Source organism: Mesorhizobium sp. J18 (assembly GCF_007829525.1).
Taxonomy (GTDB): Bacteria; Pseudomonadota; Alphaproteobacteria; order Rhizobiales; family Rhizobiaceae; genus VLJP01.
Map to the genome: position 1 here is coordinate 39261 of NZ_VLJP01000013.1, position 23576 is coordinate 62836.

Genomic DNA, 23576 nt, shown 5'->3' on the forward strand with positions numbered 1-23576 from the left:
TCCCGGCCCTCAGCCCTGCTGCACAAGTCCTTGCAGGAAAGTGGCAAGATCGTCGGTGACAAAATCGACATCGTCCTCGAACTCAGGATCGCGCTCCCATATCTCCGAAAAGGTCGGCTCGAAATTGCGCGGCACGATCAGCACGGTGACCATGCCCAATGCTTTCGGCACCCTGAGATTGCGCGCCAGATCCTCGAACATAACCGCCTTGTTGCCTACGATGCGGTGCAGGGCCAGGAACTTGTCATAGGCGAGTTGTGCGGGTTTCGGCTCCAGCCCGGCAGCCACGATATCGAAGATATCGTCGAAATCATCCAGCACGCCGAGCCGGCGCGCCGCGCGCTCGGCATGAGCGCGATCGCCATTGGTGAAGATGAACTTGCGGCCGGGAAGCGAGCGGATCGCTATGCCAAGCGCCGGGTTCGGCTCGACCGGCGAATAGTCGATGTCATGGACTTTCTGCAGGAAATCGTCCGGATCGATTCCATGGCGCTCCATCAGTCCTTTCAGGGTTGTTCCGTAGTCCCGATAGAGCTCCTTCTGCACCTTGCGCGCTTCCTCGCGCGGCAATTGCAGAAGCTCCGACACATAGGCCGTCATCTTCACGTCGATCTGCGCGAAGAGATTGGAGTGATGCGGATAGAGCGTGTTGTCGAGGTCGAACACCCAGTCGGTCACATGGGCGAATCGCTCGGGATCGGGACGGTCGGTCATTCTTCTCCTATAGCACCGATGGTTACGGGGCTCACCCGACGATCAGCAGCACCAGAATGCCGCCCACGATGAGCACACAGCCGGCGATTTCCGCGCGGTTGATGTGCTCGCGGAAGAAGAATACCGACGAGGCGAAGGTGAAGATCATCTCGATCTGCGCCAGGGCTTTCACCACAGCCGCGTGCTGCAGGGTCATGGCCATGAACCAGCCAAAGGACGCCGAGGCACCGAACAGGCCGACGAGCAGCGAAGGCTTCCAGGCTCTCGCGATGTGGCCCATCTCTTCCGGCTCCTTCCAGATCATCCAGGCGAGCATGATGACGGTCTGGAAGGCGATGGTGAAAAGCAGTGTCGTTGCGGCCTGCATCATGAAATTCGGCCCGGCGAGGGAGGTGGAGGCGGCGCGGTAGGCGACGGCGGCAATGCCGAAGAGCGTCCCAGAGGCCAGGCCGATCAGGGCGTTGCGACCCACCATGGAAGCAAAAAGATTGCGCCAGCTCATCGGTACCCGGGCCACCGAGATCAGCATGACGCCGAGCACGCTGATCGCGATGGCAAGAACCGTACCCGCCGTTACGGTCTCGTGCAGAAAGATCAGGCCGAAGACCGCGGCCTGCGCCGGCTCGGTTCGCGAATAAGCTGTCCCTACAGCAAAATTGCGGAAGGAAAACAAATGGATGAGCAGGAATGTGGCGGCGATCTGGCCAATGCCGCCGACAGCGACCCAAAGAAGAAAGGTGGGGTTCGGATGAGGAAAGGCGTACCCGGCGGTACGGTTCAGGACCGCCACGAAGAGTACCGCGAAGGGAAGTCCGAAGCCGAAGCGCACGAAGGTCGCCCCAGTGGTACCCATGAAGCCTTTGAGGTGCTTCTGCATCGCCGACCGCAGGTTCTGCAGGAAGGCGGCGGCGATGGTGATCGGAATCCAGAGTTCCATGACAATATCCGGCGGGCCTGTGACATAGGGCCCGTAGAGGTGGCCCGCCAAGGGGCGGCGGGCGCGGCAGGAGAGATGGTCAGGGCACGATCAGGGTGCCTGCACCATGTTCGGTGAATAGTTCGAGAAGAACGGAATGCGGGGTCTTGCCGTTGAGGATGACGACGCCTTCCACGCCCCGCTCGATCGCCTCGATGCAGGTTTCGACCTTGGGGATCATGCCGCCGGCAATGGTGCCGTCCTTGATAAGAGCGCGCGCTTCCGCGACAGTCAGTTCGTCTATCAGCTTCTTGTCCCGGTCGAGGACGCCGGGCACGTCGGTGAGGAAAAGCAGGCGCTTCGCCTGCACGGCACCGGCGATGGCGCCGGCGAAGGTGTCGGCATTGATGTTGTAGGTGTGACCGTCGCGGCCGGGAGCTACCGGCGCGATGACGGGGATCATCTCGGAGCGCGCGAGCAGGTCGAGCAGGGTGCGGTCCACCTCCACCGGCTCGCCCACGAAACCGAGATCGAGGACGCGCTCGATATTGGAATCGGGATCGGTGACGGTCTTGCGCGCCTTCTCGGCGAAGACCATGTTGCCATCCTTGCCGCACAGGCCGATTGCCCATTCACCCTCGGCATTGATGAGGGCGACGATCTCCTTGTTGATGGAGCCGGCCAGCACCATCTCGACGATCTCGACGGTCTTTTGATCGGTGACGCGCAGGCCACCCTCGAATTTGGATTCGATCCCCATCTTGGTCAGCATGGCGCCGATCTGGGGACCGCCTCCATGCACGACGATGGGATTGACGCCGGACTGCTTCAGAAGCGCGATATCGCGCGCAAAGGCCTGTCCGAGGGCGATGTCGCCCATGGCGTGACCGCCATATTTCACGACCACGGTCTTGTTTTCGTAGCGCTGCATGTAAGGCAGCGCGGCCGAGAGGAGGCGCGCCTGCGCCTCGGCGGTTTCGGCAATATCCGACGTCATGTCTTGCCCTCGAGCGGAAAGGAACCGCCGGTCTCATATCGACATTCTCGGCCATGCGCAAACCTTGCGTTGGACCGTGGGGAACTCAAAGCGAGTTGACTTGGCCGTGAGGGCGGCTCTGGCGTAATCTGTCGGCCGACAAGGGAGGCTGGACATGAATCGGCGTATTTTCCTCTATGGGACCATGGGGGCGATTGCAGCCCTTGCGGGCGGTTCCTTTCTCTTGCGCGAACGGTCCGGGTACCGCGCCATGGCCGAAACATTCGAGGTGACCAGGACCGAAGCCGAGTGGCGCAAAATCCTGACCGGGGAGCAATATGCGGTGCTGCGCGAGGAAGCCACGGAGCGCGCCTTCACCAGTCCCCTGCTCGAAGAACATCGCAAGGGTATCTTCCATTGTGCCGGTTGCGACCTGCCGGCCTATTCCTCGGAAGCCAAATATGATTCCGGCACTGGCTGGCCGAGCTTCTGGGAAGCGCTGCCGGATGCGATCGGCACCAAGCAAGACAATTCCCTGTTCATGACCCGCACGGAGGTGCATTGTCGACGCTGCGGCGGCCATTTCGGCCATATATTCGACGATGGCCCGCCGCCGACTGGCAAGCGCCATTGCCTGAACGGCCTGGCATTGGCCTTCAGACCGGCCACCGCGTGACGCCCGCATAGACGCGCGTCTGTGGGCTGTCATGTAAGCGCGACAAATCCGTCATCCGGCTGTCAAGCAAGGTCCGTAGCGTCCGCCCAATCACAATAAGGTTGGGACAGGAGCAACGACAATGCTACGCACCATGATCGCCGGATTGGCACTGATGGCGACCACGCTGGTTGCGAATGCCGCCGAGACGGTCCGCTTCGCGGTCACCGACATCGAAGGGCTGGAGGCGCTCCAGCAGGAATTCGGTCCCTTCCGCGACACGCTCGAGGAAGTGACCGGTTTCCAGGTCGAGTTCTTCCCCGTCAATTCGCGCACCGCCGCCGTTGAGGCGCTCACGTCTGACCAGGTGGATTTCGTGCTGACCGGCCCGGCGGAATATGTCGTCATGAAACAGCTCACCGACGCCAAGATCGTCACCGCATGGCAACGTCCCGACTACTATGCGCAGGTGGTCGTGCTTGCCGACGGGCCGATCAAGAGTGTCCAGGACCTGAAGGGCAAGACGGTCGCCTTCGGTTCGGTCGGCTCCACCTCGCAACATCTCGGGCCGGCGCAGACGCTGACCGATCTCGGCCTGAAATACGGCACCGATTACGAGGCGCAGATCATCGGACGCAATGTCGCCGTGGAGGCACTGATCAATGGTGACATCGCTGCAATCGGCATGAATGCGGACCACCTGCAGTCAGCCCGCGAGGCTTATCCGGAGGTCGCCTTCACCGTTCTGGCGCGCGGCCGCGACCTGCCCAACGATGTTCTGGTGGCGCGGCCTGATGTTTCGGAAGATGTCTTCAACACGATGCGCGATGCATTCGTGAACGAAGGCAAGAAGCTCATGGCCTCGGTCATAACCGACGGCGACAACCGCAAATATGAAGGCGGCTTCTTCATCACCTCGGTGGATGACTCCTCCTACGACTACGTCCGCTCCATGTACCGCACGATCGGCGTAGACAGTTTCGATGCCTTTGTCGGCAACTAAGGCCGATCCCGGCAAGCTGAAACCTGCCGAGATCGTCGATGCGCTTCGCCCTGCGCCGACCGCGCGGGGCGAATGCCTGATTGCCTTGTCGGATGTAGTGAAAGCCTATGGCAACGGAAAGCCTGTCCTGAACGGCGTTTCCATATCCGTCCATGAAGGCGAGACAGTCGCACTGATCGGACCCAACGGGGCGGGCAAATCCACGCTCTTGAAGACGCTGATCGGACTGAACGAAGCGAGTGCCGGCAGCGTGACCGTTTTCGGGGACACACTCTCCCGGCGCGACGGTCGGCGGCAGAAGGCAAGGCTGCGGCAGCAGATTGGCTTCGTGTTCCAGCATCACGGTCTGGTCATGCGGCTTTCCGCGCTTTCGAACGTCCTCCATGGCAAGCTGGGACAGAAAGGCGGCTGGCGCGCCCTGCACCACTCCATTGCGCCGACGGAATGGCGCGCCGAAGCGATGACAGCTCTGACGACGGTCCGTCTGGCGGACAAGGCCGGCGACCGGGCTGACCAGCTTTCCGGCGGTCAGGCGCAGCGGGTTGCGATCGCGCGGGCGCTGATCCGCAAGCCGCTCCTTTTCATCGCGGACGAACCTTCCGCCAGCCTCGACCCCGCGGCTGGACATGAGGTTATGCAGACCTTCGCCGACATAGCCGAAAAGACGAAGACCACGCTGGTCTTCACCACGCATGACATGGATCATGCCCTTTCCTATGCACGGCGCGTCATCGCCTTGAAGAACGGCCGCATCTGCCTGGATGCGGAAAGCCGGGATCTCAGGACGCGCGACCTGGAGGCCATCTTCCATGGCTGACCACGCAATAACGCGCGATGCGCCGCCGCGCATCCGCTCCATTTCGGCACTGCAATTCACGGCATTTGTCGTGCTGGCCGCGATCGTCATAGCCTCAATTTCCCAAGTGGCACCTTCCGGCGAACGGCTCGCGAATGCAGCGCCCCGCATGGGCCGGCTTGTTGCCCGCATGCTGCCGCCGGAGACGGATCCCGCCTTTCTGTGGCGCGTGATGGAACGCCTGATCGAGACCTTCCAGATCGCCATAGCCGGCACCGTGATCGGTATCGTCATCAGTCTGCCGATCGCATGGATGTCGGCCCGGAGGATCACGCCGGTTGCGGCTACCGCCTTCCTCTTCAAGGGGCTGGTGTCGTTCTTCCGCACGGTCCCCGATCTCGTCTGGGCTCTCGTCTTCGTGGCTTCGGTCGGGCTCGGCGCGGCAGCAGGCACCATGACCATCATCGTTGATACGATCGGCTTTTGCGGCAGATTCTTTGCCGAGGCGATGGAGGATGCCGACAAGAAACCACAGGAAGCACTGGAAGCGATCGGCGCCAGCCGGTTCTCGGTCCTGTGCGGCGCGGTCATACCGGATGCCCTGCCCTCGATGGTCAACACGGCCCTTTTCGCGCTGGAAAAGGCTGTCCGGTCATCCGTTGTGCTAGGGCTCGTCGGCGCCGGCGGGATCGGACAGGAATTGAAGGTCGCCTTCGACCTTTTTCAGTATCGCAACGCTTCGACGATCATCATCGCCATCTTCATCGTCGTCATCGTCATGGAATATCTGACGGACAGGCTGCGGGCGAAACTGGCCTGAAATTCAGGCCAGTTTCCTGTCGGGCAATCAGAGCCGCTCGGCGATCACATGCCAGTGCCAGTGGGCGGGCTTGTGCTCGCGGTCGATGAGGCTCCTGATCTCGAAGCCTTCGAGCAGGGCGATCAGTTCGGCAGCATTGCAGTAGAAATGAGGATGGACCTTGTCGTCGAGTGCATTGGGATCGACGAAGGTGTTGGGCGCGATCTCCTCGCCCTTGCCGAAGAAGACGTTGCGCTTGGAAAGCATTGTAAGCTGCAGCGTGCCGCCCGACTTCACCACCCGCCTGATCTCGGAAAGCGCCTTTCCAACGATCTTCGGATCGCCATGATAGATGACGTTGAAGGAGAGCAGATAATCGAAGACACTCTTTTCGAAGGGCAGATCCGTCATCAGTCCGTTATGTACGCGGATCGGTAGGCCGAGGCTTTCGGCGGAGCGCTTCAGTTCCGCAGGGCCGCTTTCGCTACCGTCCAACGCATCGACATCGAAGCCGATCTCGGCAAGTGCCAGCGCGTGGCGGCCGATGCCGCAACCGAGATCAAGCGCACGGCGAGCGCCCTTATCGAAACATTCCTGCGCGCAGGCGAGCACATCTTCTTCCGGCCGCGACCAGGCGAGCCGACCCTCGGCCGACCTCCAGGTCTCATCCCATTTCTGATGGGCGGTATCGGTCCTTGCCATCTTTCCCTCTTCACAAAATCAGCGATCGGAAAGTCTAGCCAGCTTGCATGACAGGTTTGCGTCAGTGCGCCACGGCCTGTGCGATCGCCTCGCGCAGCGCGTCGAGGCCGATGCCTTTTTCGGAAGAAGTCGCCAGAATTTCCGGGAAGGCCGCAGCCCGCTTGCGGATGAGCCCTTGCGTCTCGGTCAGCAGGCGCTCGACGGCAGGCGGCTTGATCTTGTCACTCTTGGTCAGCACGACCTGATAGGAAACGGCCGCCTTGTCAAGCAGGTCCATCACCTCCAGGTCGTTCTTCTTGATGCCATGACGGGCGTCAATCAGGAGATAGACGCGCTTCAACGTCACACGTCCTTTGAGATAATCGAAGACGAGCTTCGTCCAGGCGTCCACCTGCGCCTTGGGGGCCTTGGCATAGCCGTAGCCCGGCATATCCACCAGCGCCATGGGCGGCAGGTCGTCCGCCTGACCGGAATAGCCGTCGGGCACGAAATAGTTGAGCTCTTGGGTGCGGCCGGGCGTATTGGAGGTGCGGGCAAGGCCGCGCTGCCCCACCAGCGCATTGATCAGCGAGGATTTACCGACATTGGAACGGCCGGCAAAGGCCACTTCGGGCGGGCCTTCAGGCGGCAGGAACTTCATCGCCGGCACGCCGCGGATGAAGATCCAGGGTCGTACGAAAAGCTCCGCCGCCAAGATGACAGCTTCCGTCATGATACGGCCTCCGGCCGGGAAAGGTCCGTGCCAACGATCTTCATATTTGGCTGTTCGACCAATAGTCCGAGGAAGCAAGCGCGGCCATGGAGGGGAGCCATCGGGTGCTTGATATGCGGTCAGGACCAGTCATCGCGCCCACTCCTCTGAAATCCCCGATTGCGTGCCGGTTCCAGCAGCCTACAGAAAACAAATGACCGCGGAGGCTTACAGCATCCGCGGCCGCTGTGAAAGTTCGAGGAGCTACTCTGCGGGTGTAGGTTTCTTCTTGAAGAGACCCGCAAGATTGTCCCAGAGCTCGATCTTGGCGCCCTGCCGCTTCATGATCACCCCTTGCTGGATGATCGACAGAAGGTTGTTCCAGGCCCAGTAGATGACCAGACCGGCAGGGAAGCTTGCCAGCATGAAGGTAAAGACCACCGGCATCCAGTTGAAGATCATCGCCTGGGTCGGGTCCGGCGGCGTTGGGTTCATGCGCATCTGCAGGAACATGGTGATGCCCATGATAAGCGGCCAGACGCCGATCATCAGAAATTGCGGAACATCGTAAGGCAGCATGCCGAACAGATTGAAGATCGACGTCGGATCGGGCGCGGCAAGGTCCTGTATCCAGCCGAAGAAGGGCGCATGCCGCATCTCGATGGTGACATAAAGCACCTTGTAGAGCGCGAAGAAGACCGGAATCTGGATGAGGACCGGCCAGCAGCCGGCCACCGGGTTGATCTTCTCCTTCTTGTAGAGCTCCATCATCGCCTGCTGCTGCTTCATTTTGTCGTCCGCATATTTCTCGCGGATTTCCATGAGCGCAGGCTGCACCTTCTTCATGTTCGCCATGGACTTGTAAGACTTGTTGGCAAGCGGGAAGAAGATCAGCTTGACGATGACGGTCGTGCCGAGAATGGCCAGACCGAAATTCCCAAGCAGACGGTAAAGCCAGTCGATGAGATGGAACATGGGCTTGGTGATGAAGTAGAACCAGCCCCAGTCGATCAGAAGCTCGAACTGGCGGATGTTCTGCGACGTCTCATAGCCATCCACCACGGCCACTTCCTTGGCACCGGCAAAAACCAGCGTTTCGACCTCGACCGAGGCACCAGGCGCGACACTGACCGGATCGCTCAGGAAATCGACCTGATAGCGGGGCTGACCATCAGCAAAATAGGAATAGCGTGGCTGGAAGGATTGGCCGGTGCGCGGCACCATGGCCACCGCCCAATATTTGTCGGTGATGCCGAGCCAGCCGTCACTGGATTTACCGGGCGTGATCTGGCGCTCTTCCTCGACATCGGAATAGTCGATTTCCTGCAGGCCTTCCTCGCCCGTCACGCCGATAAGGCCCTCATGCAGAATGTAGATGCTGTTCGTTTGCGGCTTGCCGATGCGCGTGGTGCGGCCGTAACTCATCAGCGAGACAGGCTCGCCACCCGCATTCTCCACCGTGTCGGTGAAGGTGAACATGTAATTTTCATCGACCGACACGGTACGGCGGAAGGTGAGGCCGCGATCATTCGTGTAGGTCAAGGTCACCGGGGAAGACGGCGTCAGCACCGCATCGGCAGGCGCCTGCCACTGGGTTCCCGGGCCGGGAACCTCGCCGGTCGCGTCATTCCCGACGAAGCCGACCTCGACATAGTAGCCATTCGGCCCACCCGACGGATTGAGGAGTTCAATGGTCGGCGACCGGTCGTCAACCGTGACACGATAGTCCTTCAGGCGAAGATCGTCGATGCGCGCGCCGGTCAGGTTGAGCGAGCCGTTGACGCGCGGCGTGTCGATCCTGACGCGCTGGGCCCTGGCCAGCGCCGCTTCCCGATTCTGCTCGACCATATCGGCCGAGGGGGTTCCGCCGGGGGCGGTTGCCCCGTCGGGAGTTGGAATGGTTCCTTCCTGGCCTGCCGGCGTGGCCTCCTGGTTCTGCGCAGTTTCGGTGCGCTGCGCTTCCACTTGTGCGGCCTCACGCTGCGCCTCGATCCGCGGGTTCATGTAGAAAACCTGCCAGAGCGTCAGGATCAGCACGGAAAGCGCGATCGTGATCAGGAAGTTGCGGTTGTTATCCATCGAGTTTCTTGCCCTTGCCGCGCATCCGGCGGGAAAGTTCGTTCTTGAGCGAAGCGAAAGGTGCTTCGAGAATTTCCCTGCGCCCGACGACCACATAGTCGTTGCCGGGCCTCATGTCACCCGCAGCCTGCAGCCGGCAGGCTTCTTTTATCCGCCGCCGGATGCGGTTTCTTGTCACCGCATTGCCAACTTTCCTGGTGACCGTGATGCCGAGACGGGGCGGGGCATCGTCCTTGCGGTCGAGCACTTCCAGCAGGAAAAGCGGTCCGCGCCGCTTCTCACCGCGACGGACCGCCAGGAATTCGTCACGTTTCCTGAGCCGCGCGGGAGGCTTTTGCACCGGCCGGCGGGTCAAAGGCCACGGACTCGTCCGGCCTCAGGCCGAAAGCCGCTTGCGACCACGATTGCGACGGGCAGCGATGACGCTGCGGCCGCCCTTGGTGGCCATGCGGGCACGGAAACCGTGACGCCGCTTGCGGACGAGCTTGGAGGGCTGGTAGGTGCGCTTCATTTATCTTAATACCGCGGAGTGCGGCCCTTCTTCATTCTGTTGCAGTGAACAGGAGCTTTTTCCGGTCGGAAGGCGCAAAATAGATCGCGCCGGATTACCCATCCGAACGTCGCCGGGCTTATAAGAAGAAGGAGCAGCGAAGTCAATCGGCGAGAACTCGCCGCGAATGCATCTACCTGTGGCGGTCCATGCCTTTGCGGAACTGGTCGAAGATCGACTCCATGCCGCGCTGATATTCGTCGCGCGTCTGGCGGCCCGTCTCGAACATCTGACCGAAGAGGTCGTCATAGGGATTGCGCGCACGGCCGCTCGGGTTGGCGGAAGGCTCAGGCTCGCTCTGCCGCCGCTCCGTCTGGCGTTGCGTGGTCTGGCGTTGCGGTGCCTGGCGCGGCTGCTCCTGCGGCTGTCCTTGCCCCTGGCGAAGCATCTCCTCGAAAATCCGGCCGAGAGGATTGTCGCCATAGGGAGTTTGCGGCTGCCCTTGCCCTTGAGCGCCGCTACGGCCACCGCCGAACATCTCCTCAAGCACCTTGCCGAAGGGGTTGTCGAACGGGTTCGCGCCAGGCTGCGGCGCCTCGGGATGCGGCATGCGCATTGTGCCTCCGCCACCCTGACGCATCATCTGTTCCAGAATTTCGCCCAGCATCCCCCCGCCGGAGGATGCGCCTGCCTGCATTCCGCCTGTCGACTGCTTGAAGATGCCGCCCATGATCATGGCGGCGAGCACCGGCAGCATTTTCTTCAAGGTCTCCTGGGCTATGCCGGTAGACATCGCCGCCTGAGCCGCCACGGCGCGGCTCAGCTCCTTGGACCCGAAGAGATGACCGAGTATGCCATTGCCTTCCGTCGTACCCTCCGGCGAGGCTGCGCGCGTGGCGTCCTCGAAATATTGCGCATGCCGACCGGTGGAGACCGCATTGAGGAAGGCGCCGATCCCATAAGGATCGGAGGCGTTGCGCTTCAGGCCCTGGCTGAAGGCAGGCAGCAGCGCCTCTATGGCTTCCTGCGTCTGCGCCTGGGAGAGACCAAACTGACGCGACAATTCTTCAATGCCGCGCCCGTTCTGGGCATTGGCGATCATGTCGAACAACGGAAGCATGGCAGCACCTCCTCCAACAACAGTTGAAAGAGCTTAGCGCAAAGCATCAAGCAGGCAAATGCCGATAGCCTCCTTGGGGTCAAGACCTAGTAAGCGTATTCCAAGAAAACCGGCTCGATCGAGCCGCCCCAGCGGGTATGGTACGCGTTGAGCATTTCCTCGGCACTCGTGGTGCCGCGCGCGACCGCCTCGTCGAGCGGGCTCAGAAAACCGGTTTCGTCGAACCCTTCCGAATTCTTGCGGGCGCGGTTCTTCAGGCCCATGCGCGCAATGGCCAGCACCTCGCGAGCAGTGTCTCGCAGCGGGTGGCCCCGGAACTCCGCCGCCAATGCCTGGCTCGGCACCGCATCGCGCAACCCCCGAACTTCTTCAAAGGCCCAGTCGCGGGTCAGATTCTCTGCCGCATCGAGCGCAGCATCGTCATAGAGCAGGCCGACCCAGAAAGCGGGCAAGGCGCAGATGCGCCGCCACGGCCCGCCATCCGCTCCGCGCATTTCGAGGAACCGCTTCAGCCGCACATCGGGAAAGAGCGTGGAAAGGTGATTGGCCCAGTCGCCCATGGTCGGCAGGCCGTCCGGCACGGAATTGCGCAGGGCACCGTCCATGAACTGGCGGAAGGTGACATGCGTCACGTCATAATAGCGGCCGTCGCGGATCAGGAAATACATGGGCACGTCGAGCGCCCATTCCACGTAGTCGGCAAAACCGTAATCAGGGGAGAAGGCAAAGGGCAGAAGGCCGGCGCGCTGATTGTCGGTATCGCGCCAGATGTCGCCGCGCCAGGACTGCAGGCCGTTCGGCCGGCTTTCGGTGAAGGGCGAGTTGGCGAACAGCGCAGTGGCCAGCGATTGCAGCTTCAGGGAAACCTGCATCTTGCGGCGCATGTCGGTTTCCGAGGAGAAGTCGAGGTTCACCTGGATCGTGCAAGTGCGATACATCATGTCGAGGCCCTGCTTGCCAACCTTCGGCATGTAAGCGGTCATGATGTCGTAACGCGATTTCGGCATGCGCGGCGTTTCAGCGAGCGTCCATTTTGGGCTGCCGCCGAGGCCAAGGAAACGAATCCCGAGCGGCTCGGCGATCTCCCGCAACTGCGCCAGATGTGCGTTGCCCTCCCGGCAGGTCTGGTGGATGGTTTCCAGCGGCGCGCCTGAAAGCTCGAACTGACCGCCCGGCTCCAGAGAGATAGCGCCGCAGCCGGTTGGCTCGACAAGACCGATAATATGCCCGGCATCCTCGATCGGGTCCCAGCCGAGAATGCGCTGCATGCCCTCCAGAAGCGCCCGGATGCCACGATCGCCGCCATAGGGCACGGGCCGGTGACCATCAACATAGAAGGGAAACTTCTCGTGCTCGGTGCCGATGCGCCATTGCTCTTTCGGCTTGCAGCCCTGGGCTATGTAGGCGACCAGCTCGTCAATCGATTCGATAGGCCGGATGTCGGTGGTGTCGCGAGCCATCAAAAGTCCTTCCGGCCGTCCGGCCCAATCCATGCATTGCAGACGAAACAGGACAGATATCAGCCCATCCTTCTCGCCGGTCCGCGACTGATTGGCGAAAAGCTTTCAAGCGATCAAGCGAATTCTGCTTATAACCCGGTCAACTGGCGTTGAACTTAGCACCAGTCACCAATACTGGCCTGGATCACGGCGAGCGCTGCAACCGCAGCGGTGTCGGCACGCAGGATGCGAGGGCCCAGCGGTATGGCCGTCACGAAGGGGAGCGCGCGCAACTGCCGGCGCTCGTCCTCGGAAAAACCGCCTTCAGGTCCGACCAGAAGACCGAGCCTCTTCGATTCGACCGACCGAAGGATTTGCAGCGGGCCGTTCGTTTCGGCTGCTTCGTCGCAAAAGATAAGCGCGCGGTCCGTGTCCCAATCCGCCAAAAGCCGATCGAGCTTGAGCGGTTCGCGCAATTCGGGAACGGCTAGGATACCGCATTGCTCCGCCGCCTCGATCACATTGGCCTCCAGGCGCGACAAGCCGAGCTTCAACACCTGCGTGTGCTGGGTCAAGACAGGCTGAAGCACCCCTGCCCCCATCTCCACCGCCTTCTGAACCATGTAGTCGAGCCGCCCTTGCTTCAGCGGCGCAAAACAATAGACGAGATCGGGGTGCGGCGACTGCGGCCGGGTCTGCTCCCTGACAGTGAGAGACACAGACTTCTTTTTCACGGCCGCAATCTCGGCGCGCCATTCGCCGTCGCGGCCATTGAAGACGAGGATTTCCGCGCCAGTGCCGAGCCGCAGGACATTGGCGAGATAATGCGCCTGCTCCGGCTTCACCTCGAAGGTCGCGGAGGGGGCCAAAGCATCGCCGACGAAAAGCCGCTGCATCCTGTAGTTCGCTCGCATCCCTTCGACATGCGGCAGCCGCGCCCAGCGGTCAAGCGCGAGGCATGTCCAGGTGCCATTTTGGCCTGTAGCCCTTGGCAAGAACAGCAACTGTCGCGGGCGGCGTGATCAGCCTCCATTCGCCGTCGACTTCGGAAATGCCAAGCGATTTGCCGTAACCGGCAAAGGACCAGGGTAGCAGGCGACCGGCGCGGAGGGCAAAGGCATCGCAGCCGGCCGAGACCACGGCGCCGTCGGGCAACGTCTCGACCTCGCGTGGCGCGAGCGGTCTGGCCTTGCCGCCGGAAGCGAGCCGCTGGGAATGAAGCAGCTCATCCATTTCGCCCGCTTTTGGAGCAGCGACCCGGAAGGCATCGGCGAAGCAGGTCGCAAACTCCCTGGCCTTCTCGCGCCGGCAGTAGAAGCAGGGGCGATGGCCGGCGGCGAGCGCGGTCACTTCGTCGAGAAAGAAGAGCTCCGTCCAACTTGCCCGGCCGGATGGCGCGTTTCGGCCCATGACGTCGCGCCGGCGGCCGCGAAACGAGCATTCGCAGATGATCCAGGCCTTGGCGCTCCAGCGCCGTTTCAGCAAGGTTTTGGTAGCGGGATCGTGGATGATCCCGCGATTCCCCGTGAACATGCCACGACTTTCGACGGCGTGGATTGCACCGAAAGGATCGACCCTGTTCTGCAGCGGTATCGCCCGGCTCCAGTTTCTTGAAGCACAATCCCGGAAACCGTCCTGGTCTTCGGGATCATGCATAAGAATGCGTTGCATTTTTAACACGCCCGAACTGAATATTGTGGAGGGCCTGAGGAGGGACTGGTTTTCGCCCATCGGCGAGCATAGATCAGCGCCGCTTCACGGCAGGGATCGCAATCACGACGCCTCTGCCGGGAACCGAATGCTAACTTTCTCCGTTGCATCATCAACAGACGAAACGAACCGCAAGATGAGTCTCATGCGTGCCGCCCTGCTTTCCTTCATGATGCTTTGCGCCCTCGCCATCAGCGGCGTCGGAATCTACACGGCAGGTGCCGCAGGCGGTTACGGCGCGGTCAACGGCTACGGCGTCGGCAGCCTCGCATCCCGCTAATATCTAGGGTCAGGATCTATTGATCCTAGACGGCAGCCTCGAGCAGTTGCTTGTCGTCTCCATCGATGACAAGAGCGGTCAGCCGGTTCGAATACCAGGCGCCGGTGTCCAGATTCACGCGGTTGGGTCTGATCTCGGCATGAGAGACGGGTGTGTGGCCATGCACAATGACTTTCGGATGGAGCGCAGCATGGTTGTGGAAGCTCTGCCGAATCCAGATCAGATCATATGGTGACTGCGCCTCCAATGCGACGCCCGGCCTGATGCCGGCGTGGCAGAAGAAGAAGTCCCCGAACTCGGCCGAATAAGGCAGCGACCGGAGGAAACCCAGATGCCTGTCCGGCATCGCCTCCAGAAGCGCGGCATGACCCGATAGAAGCGCCCGGCGAGAACCGAAATCAAGTTTCACGCCATAGGACAGCCCCGTCTCAAAGCCGCCATTGTTCGCGAACAGCCCGTCAGGACTGGGATGGGCAAGAAATTCGAGAAAACCGACATCATGATTGCCCGCCAATGCGATAACCCGAGGCTCCTTTTCGCAGGTACGCGAAAGGAATTCGAGAACGCCACGCGATTCCGGGCCGCGATCGACATAGTCGCCGACATAGATGACGCGCCAATCCAGCGGTCGGTCGGCAATGATCTCCTCCATGATATAACCATGTATGGCGGACAACAGATCGTGCCGGCCGTGGATGTCACCGACCGCATAAAGGCGCATGCCTCTCGGCCCGCGTGCATTGAGATAGTGGACGCCCTCGCTCACCCCACCACAATCAGATGCAGGGCACGCGGACCATGGGCACCGAGCAGCAATTTCTGCTCGATATCGCCGGAGCGAGAGGGACCTGTAATGAAATTGAGCGTGCGCGGCATCTGTCCCTTGCCGAATTTCTCGCGGACTCGTGACATGACGGATTCAAGGTCGCCCTCGATGTCTTTCGCATCCACGACGACGATGTGATGCTCGGGAAGAAAGTTCACCGTGGTCGGATTACCGGGGCCGGAGAACATGGCGATGGTACCCGTCTCCGCGACACCGACGGAGGCATGGCTTACGCCGACCTCATCCTCGTAACCTGCCTTGCCGTTCTTGATCTCAAGCGATTTTAGCCGGGCCCAGGGCATGGCCTCAAGGCGTGGATCGCCCCCCATGCGAACCGAGGCCGGCAGGTTTCTGGCGCGCAGGTAGTCAGCAACGGCCGCCGGCACGTCTTCCGCTCTTTCCACCCGCTGCACGGATGCCGAGACCTTCTCGGCCATTTTGCAAAAGAGCACGACGCGCTCCTCGTCGCCGAGCTGGCCACGAGCAGGAATGATGCCCCGCGGCGGCGAGGCCAGTCGGTGCTCCGCCGCCTCCCTCCGAGCGCCGTCCTCAGGCGATGCGCCGAGCGAAGCGCGGACTTTTTTCAGGATTGCTTCGCGCGCGCTCATGCCACCCTCGCCCGGACGGATGCGCCGCCGTCCCGCCATTGCTGCATGAAAGTCCGGCCTTCAGGCGCGGGCAGGTCGCGATACTTCGTCCAGCCTCCGGCGAGAGGCAGGTAGCGGAAACGTCTCTTGCCGCCTCCAAGCAGCGAAAGCACCGGAATGCCGAGAGACGAGGCGAGACGGTAAAGCCTCGGGCGCTTGGCAAAGAAAGCCCACAGACCGAGCCCGTAGCGCTGGGTGGCGGGGTTGAGCCCGCGCTCGAATTCGCGCTCACGCCAATGTCGCATCATCTTCGGCAGCGGAATGCGCATCGGACACACTTCCTCGCAGCGCCCGCAGAAGGTAGAGGCATTGGGCAGATGTCCTGCCTTGTCGACACCGATCAGGGAAGGTGTGAGCACCGCGCCCATGGGTCCGGGATAGACCCAGCCGTAGGCATGGCCGCCGACGGCATGATAGACCGGGCAATGGTTCATGCAGGCGCCGCAGCGGATGCAGCGCAGCATCTCCTGGAACTCGGTGCCGAGCATTGACGATCGGCCGTTATCGAGGAGCACCACATGATATTCCTCGGGGCCATCTGGATCGCCAGGCCGGCGCGGCCCAGTCGACAGCGTCGTATAGACGCTCATGTCCTGCCCCGTTGCAGAACGCGCCAGCACGCGCAGGATCTGACTGGCATCGTCCAGCGTCGGTACGATCTTCTCCAGCGAAGCCATAACGATATGCACGCGTGGCAGGATCTGCGTCAGGTCGCCATTGCCCTCGTTGGTGACGATGATCGAAGTGCCAGTTTCGGCGACCAGGAAGTTCGCGCCAGTGATGCCGACATCGGCGGCGAAATATTCCGAGCGCAACACGCTGCGCGCCTCGCCCAACAAGGATTCCGGCTCTGAAAGGTCCCGCCCCTCGGCGAGATGCTTGTGGACGCGGCGGAAATCGGCCTCCACCTGCTCCTTGTTCAGGTGCACAGCGGGCGCGATGATGTGGCTAGGATGTTCGCCGCGAAGCTGGATGATGTATTCGCCAAGATCGGTCTCGACCGGGCGGATGCCCTCCGCTTCCAGGAAATCGTTGAGCCCGATCTCCTCGGTTATCATCGACTTGCCCTTGGTCACGGTGCGGGCATTCGCCTTTCTGCAGATGTCGAGCACAATACGGCGCGCGTCCTCGGCGGTTTCGGCCCAATGAACATGGCCGCCGGATTCGGTCACCTTCTTCTCATAGGCTTCCAGATATAGGTCGAGATGGGCGAGCACATGGTCCTTGATGGCGCGGGCATTGTCGCGCAGGAGGTCGAATTCCGGCAGGGCCTCGACCGCCTTCAGACGCTTGTCGATGAAGCCGGCGCGCACATTGCCGAGAGCCTTCTGCAATTGCGCATCGGCCAGCGCGCCGCGGGAATTTTCCTTGAAGGAGGGCGATGTTATCTGCATCAGTTCCTCCCCCCGCCGATCGGCGGCGTATCGTCCATGCCGGCGAGCACTTCGGCGACGTGTCGCACCTTCATGCCGGAGCCTTCGCGCTGCAATTTGCCGGCCATGTTCATCAGACAGCCGAGATCGCCGGCAAGCAGGGTGTCGGCGCCGCTCTCGCGGATATTTTGCGTCTTCTTGCCGACGATCGCATTCGAGATGTCGGGATATTTCACACAGAAGGTGCCACCAAATCCGCAGCAGACATCGGCCTCCTTCATCTCCCGGATCTCGAGCCCCTCGACGGAAGAAAGAAGCGCACGCGGCTGGCTGCGGATGCGCAATTCGCGCAGGCCGGAGCACGAGTCGTGATAGGTGACGGAGCCCTCATGCCGGGCGGAAACGCTTTTGACCCCGATCACGTCGACAAGGAAGCTGACAAGCTCATGCACCTTGTTCGAGAACTCGACCGCTTGCTGCTCTATCGCCTCGCCCTTGAACAGCAATGGATAGTGCTTCTTCAGCATGCCGGCGCAGGAACCGGACGGGGCAACGATATAGTCATAGCCCTCAAAAGCCTCGATCGTGTTCCTCGCGATCGCCCGCGTGTCCTCCCGGTCGCCGGAATTATAGGCCGGCTGGCCGCAGCAGGTCTGGGCTGGCGGAACCTCGACCACGCAGCCGGCATCCTCCAGAAGCTTGACGGCGGCAAAACCGACACTCGGACGGAAGAGATCGACCAGGCAGGTGACGAAGAGGCCCACTTTCGGCGCGGAATTTGTCTTGGTATCCAACATATCTGCTTTCTAGGAATTGCCCAGCCTCACCGGCCGGGATTGCGTCCGCTGGCGAAGTCTGAGCCGTGAAACGCGCTGCCAGTCGTCGGTGCGCTCCGCTTCTGCCGTCGCCCTGCCGACGAACTCCATATGGGCCCGTGCCGCGAGCTTTGCGCCTTCCGGGTCGTTTCTCATCACCGCTTCATAGATCGCCTTGTGCTGCTCCAAAAGAGCCGCGCGCGCACCGGAAAGCCGATAAATCATCGTGCGGTTATAGAATACGCCTTCGGCAAGAAGCCGGTAGCAGGAACGCAGCGTATGAAGAAGGATGATGTTGTGGGCGCATTCGCCGACGGCATTGTGGAACTCCACATCGAGCGCGGCTTCCTCCTCGAAATCATCCCTTTCATAGGCCTGCTCCATGCGCTTCACAATGCCCGCAAGCAAGGCGCGGTCGTCGGCGGTTACCCGCCTGGCCGCATATTCGGCGGCGATGGCCTCGACCTCGCGGCGATATTCCAGATAATCCGCCGTCGCCTTGCGATGAGTGGCGATAAGTTCGGCGACCGGCTTGGTGAAAACCTGACCGATCACGTCCGCGACCTGAGTGCCGCCGCCATGACGGGTAACAAGAAGCCCCCTTGTCTCCAGCGATTTGAGAGCCTCGCGCAGGACAGGCCGGGAAACCTCGAACTGGCTTGCCAGATCGCGCTCGGCGGGCAGCCGGTCTCCGACACGCAGCACACCTTCCAGAATCAGGCCCTCGATCTGCTGAACGATCTCATCGGCAGTTTTCGAATGCTCGATCCTGGAATAGATTTCGTTCACTGCGGATGCCGTCTTTCGAACCGGAGCCGGATTGCCATAATTCTAGTGAGAACGAGCGCAAATGGTCAATCTTTTTGTCCACTTCTACGAGACGCGGCGAGACTCTCGGTCACAGTTTGCGCTCTCTGGCAGTAACTGGTAAAGCATTTTTACCAATTTCTGGAAGAGGTACACCTTGTCCGGTCCCAGTCTGCCCAAGCCTGATGCTGAGACCCTTCGGCGGCGCCATGAGATCGTCGCCGACATGCGTATCATCGTGCCGGGCGAAGGCGTGGTGGACACGGCGAACGAAATGCGGGCTTTCGAGAGCGACGGGCTGACGGCCTATCGGCAGCTTCCGCTGGTCGTCGTACTGCCGGAAACGACGGCGCAGGTCTCGCGCATCCTGAAATATTGCCACGACCGCAATATCCGCGTCGTGCCGCGCGGCTCGGGAACCTCGCTTTCGGGCGGTGCGCTGCCGCTCGAGGATGCCGTGCTCCTCGTGATGAGCCGCTTCAACCGCATCCTCGACATCGATTTTCCGAATCGCGCGGTGGTCGCGCAGCCGGGCGTGACCAATCTCGGCATTACCAATGCCGTGGAGCATGAGGGCTTTTACTATGCACCGGATCCGTCATCGCAGATCGCCTGCTCGATCGGCGGCAATGTGGCGGAGAATTCCGGCGGCGTGCATTGCCTGAAATACGGGCTGACGGCCAACAACGTGCTCGGTATTGAGATGGTACTGATTAATGGCGAGGTCGTCCGCCTGGGCGGCAAACACCTCGATTCGGAAGGCTACGACCTTCTCGGCATCATGACCGGCTCCGAAGGGCTGCTCGGCGTTGTGACGGAAGTGACGGTGCGCATCCTCAAGAAGCCCGAGATGGCGCGTGCTCTGCTGATCGGTTTCCCTTCCAGCGAGGAAGCGGGACAATGCGTGGCTGATATCATAGGCGCCGGCATCATCCCCGGTGGCATGGAGATGATGGACCGGCCGGCGATCCATGCGGCGGAGGATTTTGTCCATGCCGGCTACCCGCTGGAATGCGAGGCGCTGTTGATCGTTGAACTGGACGGGCCCGGCGCGGAGGTCGACCACCTGATCGCGGAAGTGGAAGCGATCGCGGCCCGAAACAACTCCACTACCTGCCGCATCTCGCAATCGGAGGAAGAGCGCCTGACCTTCTGGGCCGGTCGCAAGGCCGCCTTCCCCGCCGTCGGCCGTATCTCGCCGGACTATTACTGCATGGATGGCACCATCCCGCGCAAGGAACTGCCTAAGGTGCTCTCCGGAATGCGCGAGCTTTCCGAGAAATACGGCCTGCGCGTCGCCAATGTTTTCCATGCAGGCGACGGCAACCTGCATCCGCTGATCCTCTACGACGCCAATGAGCCGGGTGAACTGGAACGTGCCGAGGCTTTCGGGGCTGACATATTGCGGCTTTGCGTCAAGGTCGGCGGTGTGCTGACTGGCGAACATGGCGTTGGGGTGGAAAAGCGCGACCTGATGCCGGAAATGTTCGACAAGGCCGATCTCGACCAGCAGATCCGGGTCAAATGCGCCTTTGACCCGAACCACCTGCTCAATCCGGGCAAGGTCTTCCCGCAACTGCATCGCTGCGCCGAGCTCGGCCGCATGCACATCCACCGCGGCCAGATGCCGTTTCCCGACATTCCGAGGTTTTGATATTTCCTCTTCCCGCTTGGGAGAGGAAAGCTGTCTTCCATGACCACCTTTACCCCATCCACCGCCGAAGAAGTGTTGGAAACCGTGCAATGGGCGGTTTCCGAGGAAGTGCCGCTGGAAGTCGTGGGCCATGGATCGAAGCGCGGGATCGGCAGGCCGCTACAGACCGAGCATACGCTCGATCTCTCCGCCCTTTCCGACATCACCCTTTACGAGCCTGCGGAGCTCGTTCTTTCGGCGCGGGCTGGAACGCCGATCCGCGAGATCGAGGAGCTGCTTTTCCAACACGGCCAGCAACTCGCCTTCGAGCCGATGGATTACGGCCCGCTTCTAGGACAGGAAGCCGGGCGCGGCACGATCGGCGGAGCGCTGGCGGCCAATCTTTCCGGGCCGCGGCGCCTGAAATCGGGAGCCGCGCGTGACCATGTGCTCGGTATCCATGCCGTTTCCGGGCGTGGCAAGGCCTTCAAGTCTGGCGGCCGGGTCGTCAAGAACGTCACAGGTTACGACCTCTCCAAAGCCATGGCGGGGTCGTGGGGTACGCTGGCGGTCGTCACCGACGTCACCTTCAAGGTGCTTCCGGCGACCGAAACCGAGACGACACTTGCCATCGCAGGTCTCGACGACGTGCAGGCCACGGCGATCATGGCCGAAGCCATGGGCTCCAGCGCCGAGGTCTCGGGTGCCTCGCATCTGCCCGAGATGGTCGTGCGGCGGTTCCTGAATGGCGCTTTTGGCGGCGGGCCCCGAACTGTCCTGCGCGTCGAAGGCTTTGCCCCCTCCGTCGCCTATCGTTCGGAGAAGCTCCACAAGCTCTTTGCGGGGCTCGGGCCAGTTGAATTCCTGGAAGCGGATATTTCGCGCACGCTCTGGCGCGAGATCCGCGACTGCAAACCCTTTGCCGACGGAACGAACGCGCCGGTCTGGCGCGTCTCGATGGCGCCGACTGACGCGCATCAGATGATTGCGGCCCTGCGCATGGAGGCAGGCGTCAACGCCTTTTACGACTGGCAAGGCGGATTGATCTGGCTGCGCATGGAGGCCGACCCGGAAGCCGAAACCTTGCGCGGCATGATCACGCGTTTCGGAGGCGGCCATGCGACGCTGGTGCGGGCGCCGGCTCCCTTGCGGGCTTCCCTGCCCGTCTTCCAGCCGCAGCCGCCGGCCTTGGCGGCGCTTTCCGCCCGCCTCAAGGAGCAGTTCGATCCGAAAGGAATCCTCAATCCTGGCCGAATGGCCGCAGCCTGAGCCTGTGATATAGAGAGGCGTTGTAACGTGGAGGCCGGCGATGACCGACACAGGCCCTGAACGACCGGAACAGCAGATCGGCGGCGGATTGCTCGAACCGGGCAAGAACAACCTCCAGCTCATCTACGTGCTCTATCTCATCGGACTCGCTATCGGTGTCTCGGCGCTTGTCGGCGTCGTGATCGCCTATATCAATCGCGGCAAGGCGGGTGGTTGGGTCGAGACCCATTACGACTGGGCGATCCGAACCTTCTGGCTCGCGCTGCTCTACAGCCTGATTTCGACCCTGCTGATGATCGTCGGGATCGGCGTCGTGCTCATTCTGGTCGTGGCTGTCTGGGTGGTGGTCCGCTGCATCATCGGCTTGCAGGCGGCCGCCCGCGGCGAGGCGATCAAGAACCCGAAGAGCTGGATCATATAGAAGCGGACCGAATGCAGACCATCTTCTCTCCCGAGCAGCTTGCCGATCCGAATATCGCGGAGTCCGAGAAGATCCTGCGCAAATGCGTCCATTGCGGCTTCTGCACGGCGACCTGTCCTACCTATGTCGAGCTCGGCAATGAACTCGACAGCCCGCGCGGGCGCATTTATCTCATCAAGGACATGCTGGAGAACGGCCGGCCCGCGGACAGAGAGGTGGTCACGCATATCGACCGGTGCCTCTCCTGCCTGTCCTGCATGACGACCTGCCCTTCCGGTGTGAACTACATGCATCTGGTCGATCATGCGCGGGCGCATATCGAAAAGACATACAGGCGGCCGCTGATCGATCGTCTTACACGGACGCTGCTGGCCAGGGTGATGCCCTATCCACGACACTTCCGCGCCTCGCTGAAACTGGCCAAGATCGGCCGCCTCTTCGCGCCTCTTTTCCGCAGTATCCCTGCCTTGAAACCCGTCGCGTCGATGCTCGACCTCACACCGACTGCGATTCCGCCGGCTTCCGCGGCTTCGCGCCCGGCGGATCATAAGCCGGATGGCGAAACCCGCGGCCGCGTAGCGCTTTTGACGGGCTGCGTTCAGCCTGTGCTGGAGCCTGGCATCAACGAAGCCGCCATCCGCCTCCTGACACGCCTCGGCATCGAGGTCGTGGTACCGGAAGGCGAAACATGCTGCGGTTCGCTTACGCATCACATGGGCCGGGAAGCCGAAGCGCTGGCTTCCGCCCGCCGCAATGTCGACGTCTGGATGCGGGAGATAGAGCGTGGCGGACTCGATGCCATCATCATCACGGCCTCGGGCTGTGGCACGACCATCAAGGATTATGCTTACATGCTGCGGCTCGACCCGGATTACCAGGAAAAGGCCGCCCGCGTTTCAAGTCTTGCCAAGGACGTCACGGAATATCTGTCAACCCTGGATTTGCCTGATCCGGCGCTGGTGCCTGGCCTTGCCGTCGCCTATCACTCCGCCTGCTCCATGCAGCACGGCCAGGGGATCAGGCGGCAGCCAAAGGACCTTCTGGCGAAGGCCGGCTTCGTCGTGAAGGAACCGCGGGAAGGACATCTGTGCTGCGGCTCGGCCGGCACCTACAACATTATGCATTCCGAGATCGCCACCCGCCTGCGCAACCGCAAGGTCAAGAACATCGAGGCTACAGGGGCGGAAGTGGTGGCGACGGGCAATATCGGCTGCATCACGCAGATCGCCGCCGGCACCTGCATACCGGTCGTACACACGGTCGAACTCCTCGACTGGGCCTATGGTGGGCCGAAACCGAAAAGTGTCCCGGAGACCAAGCTTACCGCACCGATTGTTGCCGCACAGGCCTGAAAACACAAAGGGCAGCGCGGATCTCACGCGCTGCCCCTTGCCGACGGCCCGGAACGTTCCCCA

The 23576-nt window shown here is 61.7% G+C and carries 26 protein-coding genes; 9 read left to right on the forward strand and 17 right to left on the reverse strand.

Annotation, left to right across the window (positions count from 1 at the left end; all coding sequences use genetic code 11):
• Positions 1–9: 9 nt before the first annotated feature.
• The 3 genes from L598_RS07425 to argB all read right to left on the reverse strand — a co-directional run bounded on the left by L598_RS07425 (position 10) and on the right by argB (position 2627).
• Entirely contained in the window at positions 10–714 is a 705-nt protein-coding gene (locus L598_RS07425) for a pyrimidine 5'-nucleotidase (RefSeq protein WP_144861339.1), read from the reverse strand.
• 31 nt (positions 715–745) lie between these two features.
• A complete protein-coding gene (locus L598_RS07430; RefSeq protein ID WP_144861340.1) occupies positions 746–1651 on the reverse strand; it encodes a DMT family transporter in 906 nt (301 codons plus the stop codon).
• A 79-nt stretch (positions 1652–1730) separates the two neighbouring features.
• The gene (gene argB / locus L598_RS07435; protein WP_144861341.1) at positions 1731–2627 is read right to left on the reverse strand and encodes an acetylglutamate kinase; all 897 of its coding nucleotides are present in this window, start codon (positions 2625–2627) and stop codon (positions 1731–1733) included.
• A 154-nt stretch (positions 2628–2781) separates the two neighbouring features.
• On the opposite strand from argB, the gene msrB reads away from it, so the two are divergent.
• From msrB to phnE, 4 genes are all read left to right on the forward strand, one after another.
• The gene (gene msrB, locus L598_RS07440; RefSeq protein ID WP_144861342.1) at positions 2782–3282 is read left to right on the forward strand and encodes a peptide-methionine (R)-S-oxide reductase MsrB; all 501 of its coding nucleotides are present in this window, start codon (positions 2782–2784) and stop codon (positions 3280–3282) included.
• A gap of 121 nt (positions 3283–3403) precedes the next feature.
• The gene (locus L598_RS07445) at positions 3404–4264 is read left to right on the forward strand and encodes a phosphate/phosphite/phosphonate ABC transporter substrate-binding protein (RefSeq protein ID WP_144861343.1); all 861 of its coding nucleotides are present in this window, start codon (positions 3404–3406) and stop codon (positions 4262–4264) included.
• Positions 4245–5081, forward strand: a complete 837-nt coding sequence (locus tag L598_RS07450) for an ATP-binding cassette domain-containing protein (RefSeq protein WP_144861344.1) — start codon at positions 4245–4247, stop codon at positions 5079–5081. Before L598_RS07445 ends, L598_RS07450 begins: the two co-directional genes overlap by 20 nt.
• Entirely contained in the window at positions 5074–5880 is an 807-nt protein-coding gene (gene phnE, locus L598_RS07455) for a phosphonate ABC transporter, permease protein PhnE (RefSeq protein ID WP_144861345.1), read from the forward strand. Before L598_RS07450 ends, phnE begins: the two co-directional genes overlap by 8 nt.
• 27 nt (positions 5881–5907) lie before the next feature.
• Here the strand turns inward: phnE and L598_RS07460 are convergent, their stop codons facing one another.
• The 9 genes from L598_RS07460 to L598_RS07500 form a co-directional block, all read right to left on the reverse strand.
• Positions 5908–6561: a class I SAM-dependent methyltransferase gene (locus tag L598_RS07460; RefSeq protein ID WP_144861346.1), complete on the reverse strand. Its 654-nt coding sequence runs from the start codon at positions 6559–6561 to the stop codon at positions 5908–5910.
• A gap of 61 nt (positions 6562–6622) precedes the next feature.
• Complete coding sequence (gene yihA, locus L598_RS07465) at positions 6623–7273, reverse strand: ribosome biogenesis GTP-binding protein YihA/YsxC (protein ID WP_144861347.1); 651 nt, start codon at positions 7271–7273, stop codon at positions 6623–6625.
• 243 nt (positions 7274–7516) lie between these two features.
• Positions 7517–9331, reverse strand: a complete 1815-nt coding sequence (gene yidC, locus L598_RS07470) for a membrane protein insertase YidC (protein WP_144861348.1) — start codon at positions 9329–9331, stop codon at positions 7517–7519.
• A complete protein-coding gene (gene rnpA, locus L598_RS07475; protein WP_144861349.1) occupies positions 9324–9686 on the reverse strand; it encodes a ribonuclease P protein component in 363 nt (120 codons plus the stop codon). Before rnpA ends, yidC begins: the two co-directional genes overlap by 8 nt.
• Before the next feature lie 21 nt (positions 9687–9707).
• Positions 9708–9842, reverse strand: a complete 135-nt coding sequence (gene rpmH, locus L598_RS07480; RefSeq protein ID WP_144861350.1) for a 50S ribosomal protein L34 — start codon at positions 9840–9842, stop codon at positions 9708–9710.
• Positions 9843–10014: 172 nt separating this feature from the next.
• Positions 10015–10941, reverse strand: a complete 927-nt coding sequence (locus L598_RS07485) for a DUF937 domain-containing protein (protein WP_144861351.1) — start codon at positions 10939–10941, stop codon at positions 10015–10017.
• An 86-nt stretch (positions 10942–11027) separates the two neighbouring features.
• Positions 11028–12401 carry a glutamate--cysteine ligase gene (locus tag L598_RS07490; protein WP_144861352.1) on the reverse strand — a complete coding sequence of 458 codons (1374 nt, stop codon included), beginning with the start codon at positions 12399–12401 and terminating at the stop codon, positions 11028–11030.
• Positions 12402–12556: 155 nt separating this feature from the next.
• Complete coding sequence (locus tag L598_RS07495; protein WP_144861353.1) at positions 12557–13294, reverse strand: 16S rRNA (uracil(1498)-N(3))-methyltransferase; 738 nt, start codon at positions 13292–13294, stop codon at positions 12557–12559.
• 31 nt (positions 13295–13325) lie between these two features.
• Positions 13326–13973: a hypothetical protein gene (locus L598_RS07500; RefSeq protein WP_144861375.1), complete on the reverse strand. Its 648-nt coding sequence runs from the start codon at positions 13971–13973 to the stop codon at positions 13326–13328.
• 253 nt (positions 13974–14226) lie between these two features.
• Between L598_RS07500 and L598_RS21390 the strand changes: the two genes are divergently transcribed.
• Positions 14227–14370 (forward strand): hypothetical protein, encoded by a 144-nt coding sequence (locus tag L598_RS21390; RefSeq protein ID WP_186444952.1) that lies wholly within the window; start codon positions 14227–14229, stop codon positions 14368–14370.
• A gap of 25 nt (positions 14371–14395) precedes the next feature.
• Here L598_RS21390 and L598_RS07505 read toward each other — a convergent pair whose 3' ends face one another.
• The 5 genes from L598_RS07505 to L598_RS07525 are packed head-to-tail and all read right to left on the reverse strand — an operon-like array spanning position 14396 to position 18820.
• Positions 14396–15091, reverse strand: coding sequence for a metallophosphoesterase family protein (locus tag L598_RS07505; protein ID WP_144861376.1), 696 nt, complete (start codon positions 15089–15091; stop codon positions 14396–14398).
• Between the two features lie 41 nt (positions 15092–15132).
• Complete coding sequence (locus L598_RS07510; RefSeq protein WP_144861354.1) at positions 15133–15804, reverse strand: lactate utilization protein; 672 nt, start codon at positions 15802–15804, stop codon at positions 15133–15135.
• The gene (locus L598_RS07515; RefSeq protein WP_144861355.1) at positions 15801–17237 is read right to left on the reverse strand and encodes a LutB/LldF family L-lactate oxidation iron-sulfur protein; all 1437 of its coding nucleotides are present in this window, start codon (positions 17235–17237) and stop codon (positions 15801–15803) included. Before L598_RS07515 ends, L598_RS07510 begins: the two co-directional genes overlap by 4 nt.
• Positions 17237–18013, reverse strand: coding sequence for a (Fe-S)-binding protein (locus L598_RS07520; protein WP_144861356.1), 777 nt, complete (start codon positions 18011–18013; stop codon positions 17237–17239). The genes L598_RS07515 and L598_RS07520 overlap by 1 nt, the downstream gene beginning before the upstream one ends.
• 9 nt (positions 18014–18022) lie before the next feature.
• Positions 18023–18820 carry an FCD domain-containing protein gene (locus L598_RS07525; protein WP_144861357.1) on the reverse strand — a complete coding sequence of 266 codons (798 nt, stop codon included), beginning with the start codon at positions 18818–18820 and terminating at the stop codon, positions 18023–18025.
• A 175-nt stretch (positions 18821–18995) separates the two neighbouring features.
• Between L598_RS07525 and L598_RS07530 the strand changes: the two genes are divergently transcribed.
• The 4 genes from L598_RS07530 to glcF are packed head-to-tail and all read left to right on the forward strand — an operon-like array spanning position 18996 to position 23513.
• Complete coding sequence (locus L598_RS07530; RefSeq protein ID WP_144861358.1) at positions 18996–20492, forward strand: FAD-linked oxidase C-terminal domain-containing protein; 1497 nt, start codon at positions 18996–18998, stop codon at positions 20490–20492.
• Positions 20493–20531: 39 nt separating this feature from the next.
• Positions 20532–21740, forward strand: coding sequence for a glycolate oxidase subunit GlcE (gene glcE / locus L598_RS07535; RefSeq protein WP_144861359.1), 1209 nt, complete (start codon positions 20532–20534; stop codon positions 21738–21740).
• 40 nt (positions 21741–21780) lie between these two features.
• The gene (locus tag L598_RS07540) at positions 21781–22161 is read left to right on the forward strand and encodes a DUF4870 domain-containing protein (RefSeq protein WP_144861360.1); all 381 of its coding nucleotides are present in this window, start codon (positions 21781–21783) and stop codon (positions 22159–22161) included.
• A gap of 11 nt (positions 22162–22172) precedes the next feature.
• The gene (gene glcF / locus L598_RS07545; RefSeq protein WP_144861361.1) at positions 22173–23513 is read left to right on the forward strand and encodes a glycolate oxidase subunit GlcF; all 1341 of its coding nucleotides are present in this window, start codon (positions 22173–22175) and stop codon (positions 23511–23513) included.
• Positions 23514–23576 lie beyond the last annotated feature (63 nt).

Coding starts and splice junctions, on each gene's coding strand:
- L598_RS07425 (WP_144861339.1), bottom strand. CDS start 714: ATGACCGACCGTCCCGATCCCGAGCGATTCGCCCATGTGACCGACTGG.
- L598_RS07430 (WP_144861340.1), bottom strand. CDS start 1,651: ATGGAACTCTGGATTCCGATCACCATCGCCGCCGCCTTCCTGCAGAAC.
- argB (WP_144861341.1), bottom strand. CDS start 2,627: ATGACGTCGGATATTGCCGAAACCGCCGAGGCGCAGGCGCGCCTCCTC.
- msrB (WP_144861342.1), top strand. CDS start 2,782: ATGAATCGGCGTATTTTCCTCTATGGGACCATGGGGGCGATTGCAGCC.
- L598_RS07445 (WP_144861343.1), top strand. CDS start 3,404: ATGCTACGCACCATGATCGCCGGATTGGCACTGATGGCGACCACGCTG.
- L598_RS07450 (WP_144861344.1), top strand. CDS start 4,245: ATGCCTTTGTCGGCAACTAAGGCCGATCCCGGCAAGCTGAAACCTGCC.
- phnE (WP_144861345.1), top strand. CDS start 5,074: ATGGCTGACCACGCAATAACGCGCGATGCGCCGCCGCGCATCCGCTCC.
- L598_RS07460 (WP_144861346.1), bottom strand. CDS start 6,561: ATGGCAAGGACCGATACCGCCCATCAGAAATGGGATGAGACCTGGAGG.
- yihA (WP_144861347.1), bottom strand. CDS start 7,273: ATGACGGAAGCTGTCATCTTGGCGGCGGAGCTTTTCGTACGACCCTGG.
- yidC (WP_144861348.1), bottom strand. CDS start 9,331: ATGGATAACAACCGCAACTTCCTGATCACGATCGCGCTTTCCGTGCTG.
- rpmH (WP_144861350.1), bottom strand. CDS start 9,842: ATGAAGCGCACCTACCAGCCCTCCAAGCTCGTCCGCAAGCGGCGTCAC.
- L598_RS07485 (WP_144861351.1), bottom strand. CDS start 10,941: ATGCTTCCGTTGTTCGACATGATCGCCAATGCCCAGAACGGGCGCGGC.
- L598_RS07490 (WP_144861352.1), bottom strand. CDS start 12,401: ATGGCTCGCGACACCACCGACATCCGGCCTATCGAATCGATTGACGAG.
- L598_RS07495 (WP_144861353.1), bottom strand. CDS start 13,294: ATGCGAGCGAACTACAGGATGCAGCGGCTTTTCGTCGGCGATGCTTTG.
- L598_RS21390 (WP_186444952.1), top strand. CDS start 14,227: ATGAGTCTCATGCGTGCCGCCCTGCTTTCCTTCATGATGCTTTGCGCC.
- L598_RS07505 (WP_144861376.1), bottom strand. CDS start 15,091: ATGCGCCTTTATGCGGTCGGTGACATCCACGGCCGGCACGATCTGTTG.
- L598_RS07510 (WP_144861354.1), bottom strand. CDS start 15,804: ATGAGCGCGCGCGAAGCAATCCTGAAAAAAGTCCGCGCTTCGCTCGGC.
- L598_RS07515 (WP_144861355.1), bottom strand. CDS start 17,237: ATGCAGATAACATCGCCCTCCTTCAAGGAAAATTCCCGCGGCGCGCTG.
- L598_RS07520 (WP_144861356.1), bottom strand. CDS start 18,013: ATGTTGGATACCAAGACAAATTCCGCGCCGAAAGTGGGCCTCTTCGTC.
- glcE (WP_144861359.1), top strand. CDS start 20,532: ATGACCACCTTTACCCCATCCACCGCCGAAGAAGTGTTGGAAACCGTG.
- L598_RS07540 (WP_144861360.1), top strand. CDS start 21,781: ATGACCGACACAGGCCCTGAACGACCGGAACAGCAGATCGGCGGCGGA.
- glcF (WP_144861361.1), top strand. CDS start 22,173: ATGCAGACCATCTTCTCTCCCGAGCAGCTTGCCGATCCGAATATCGCG.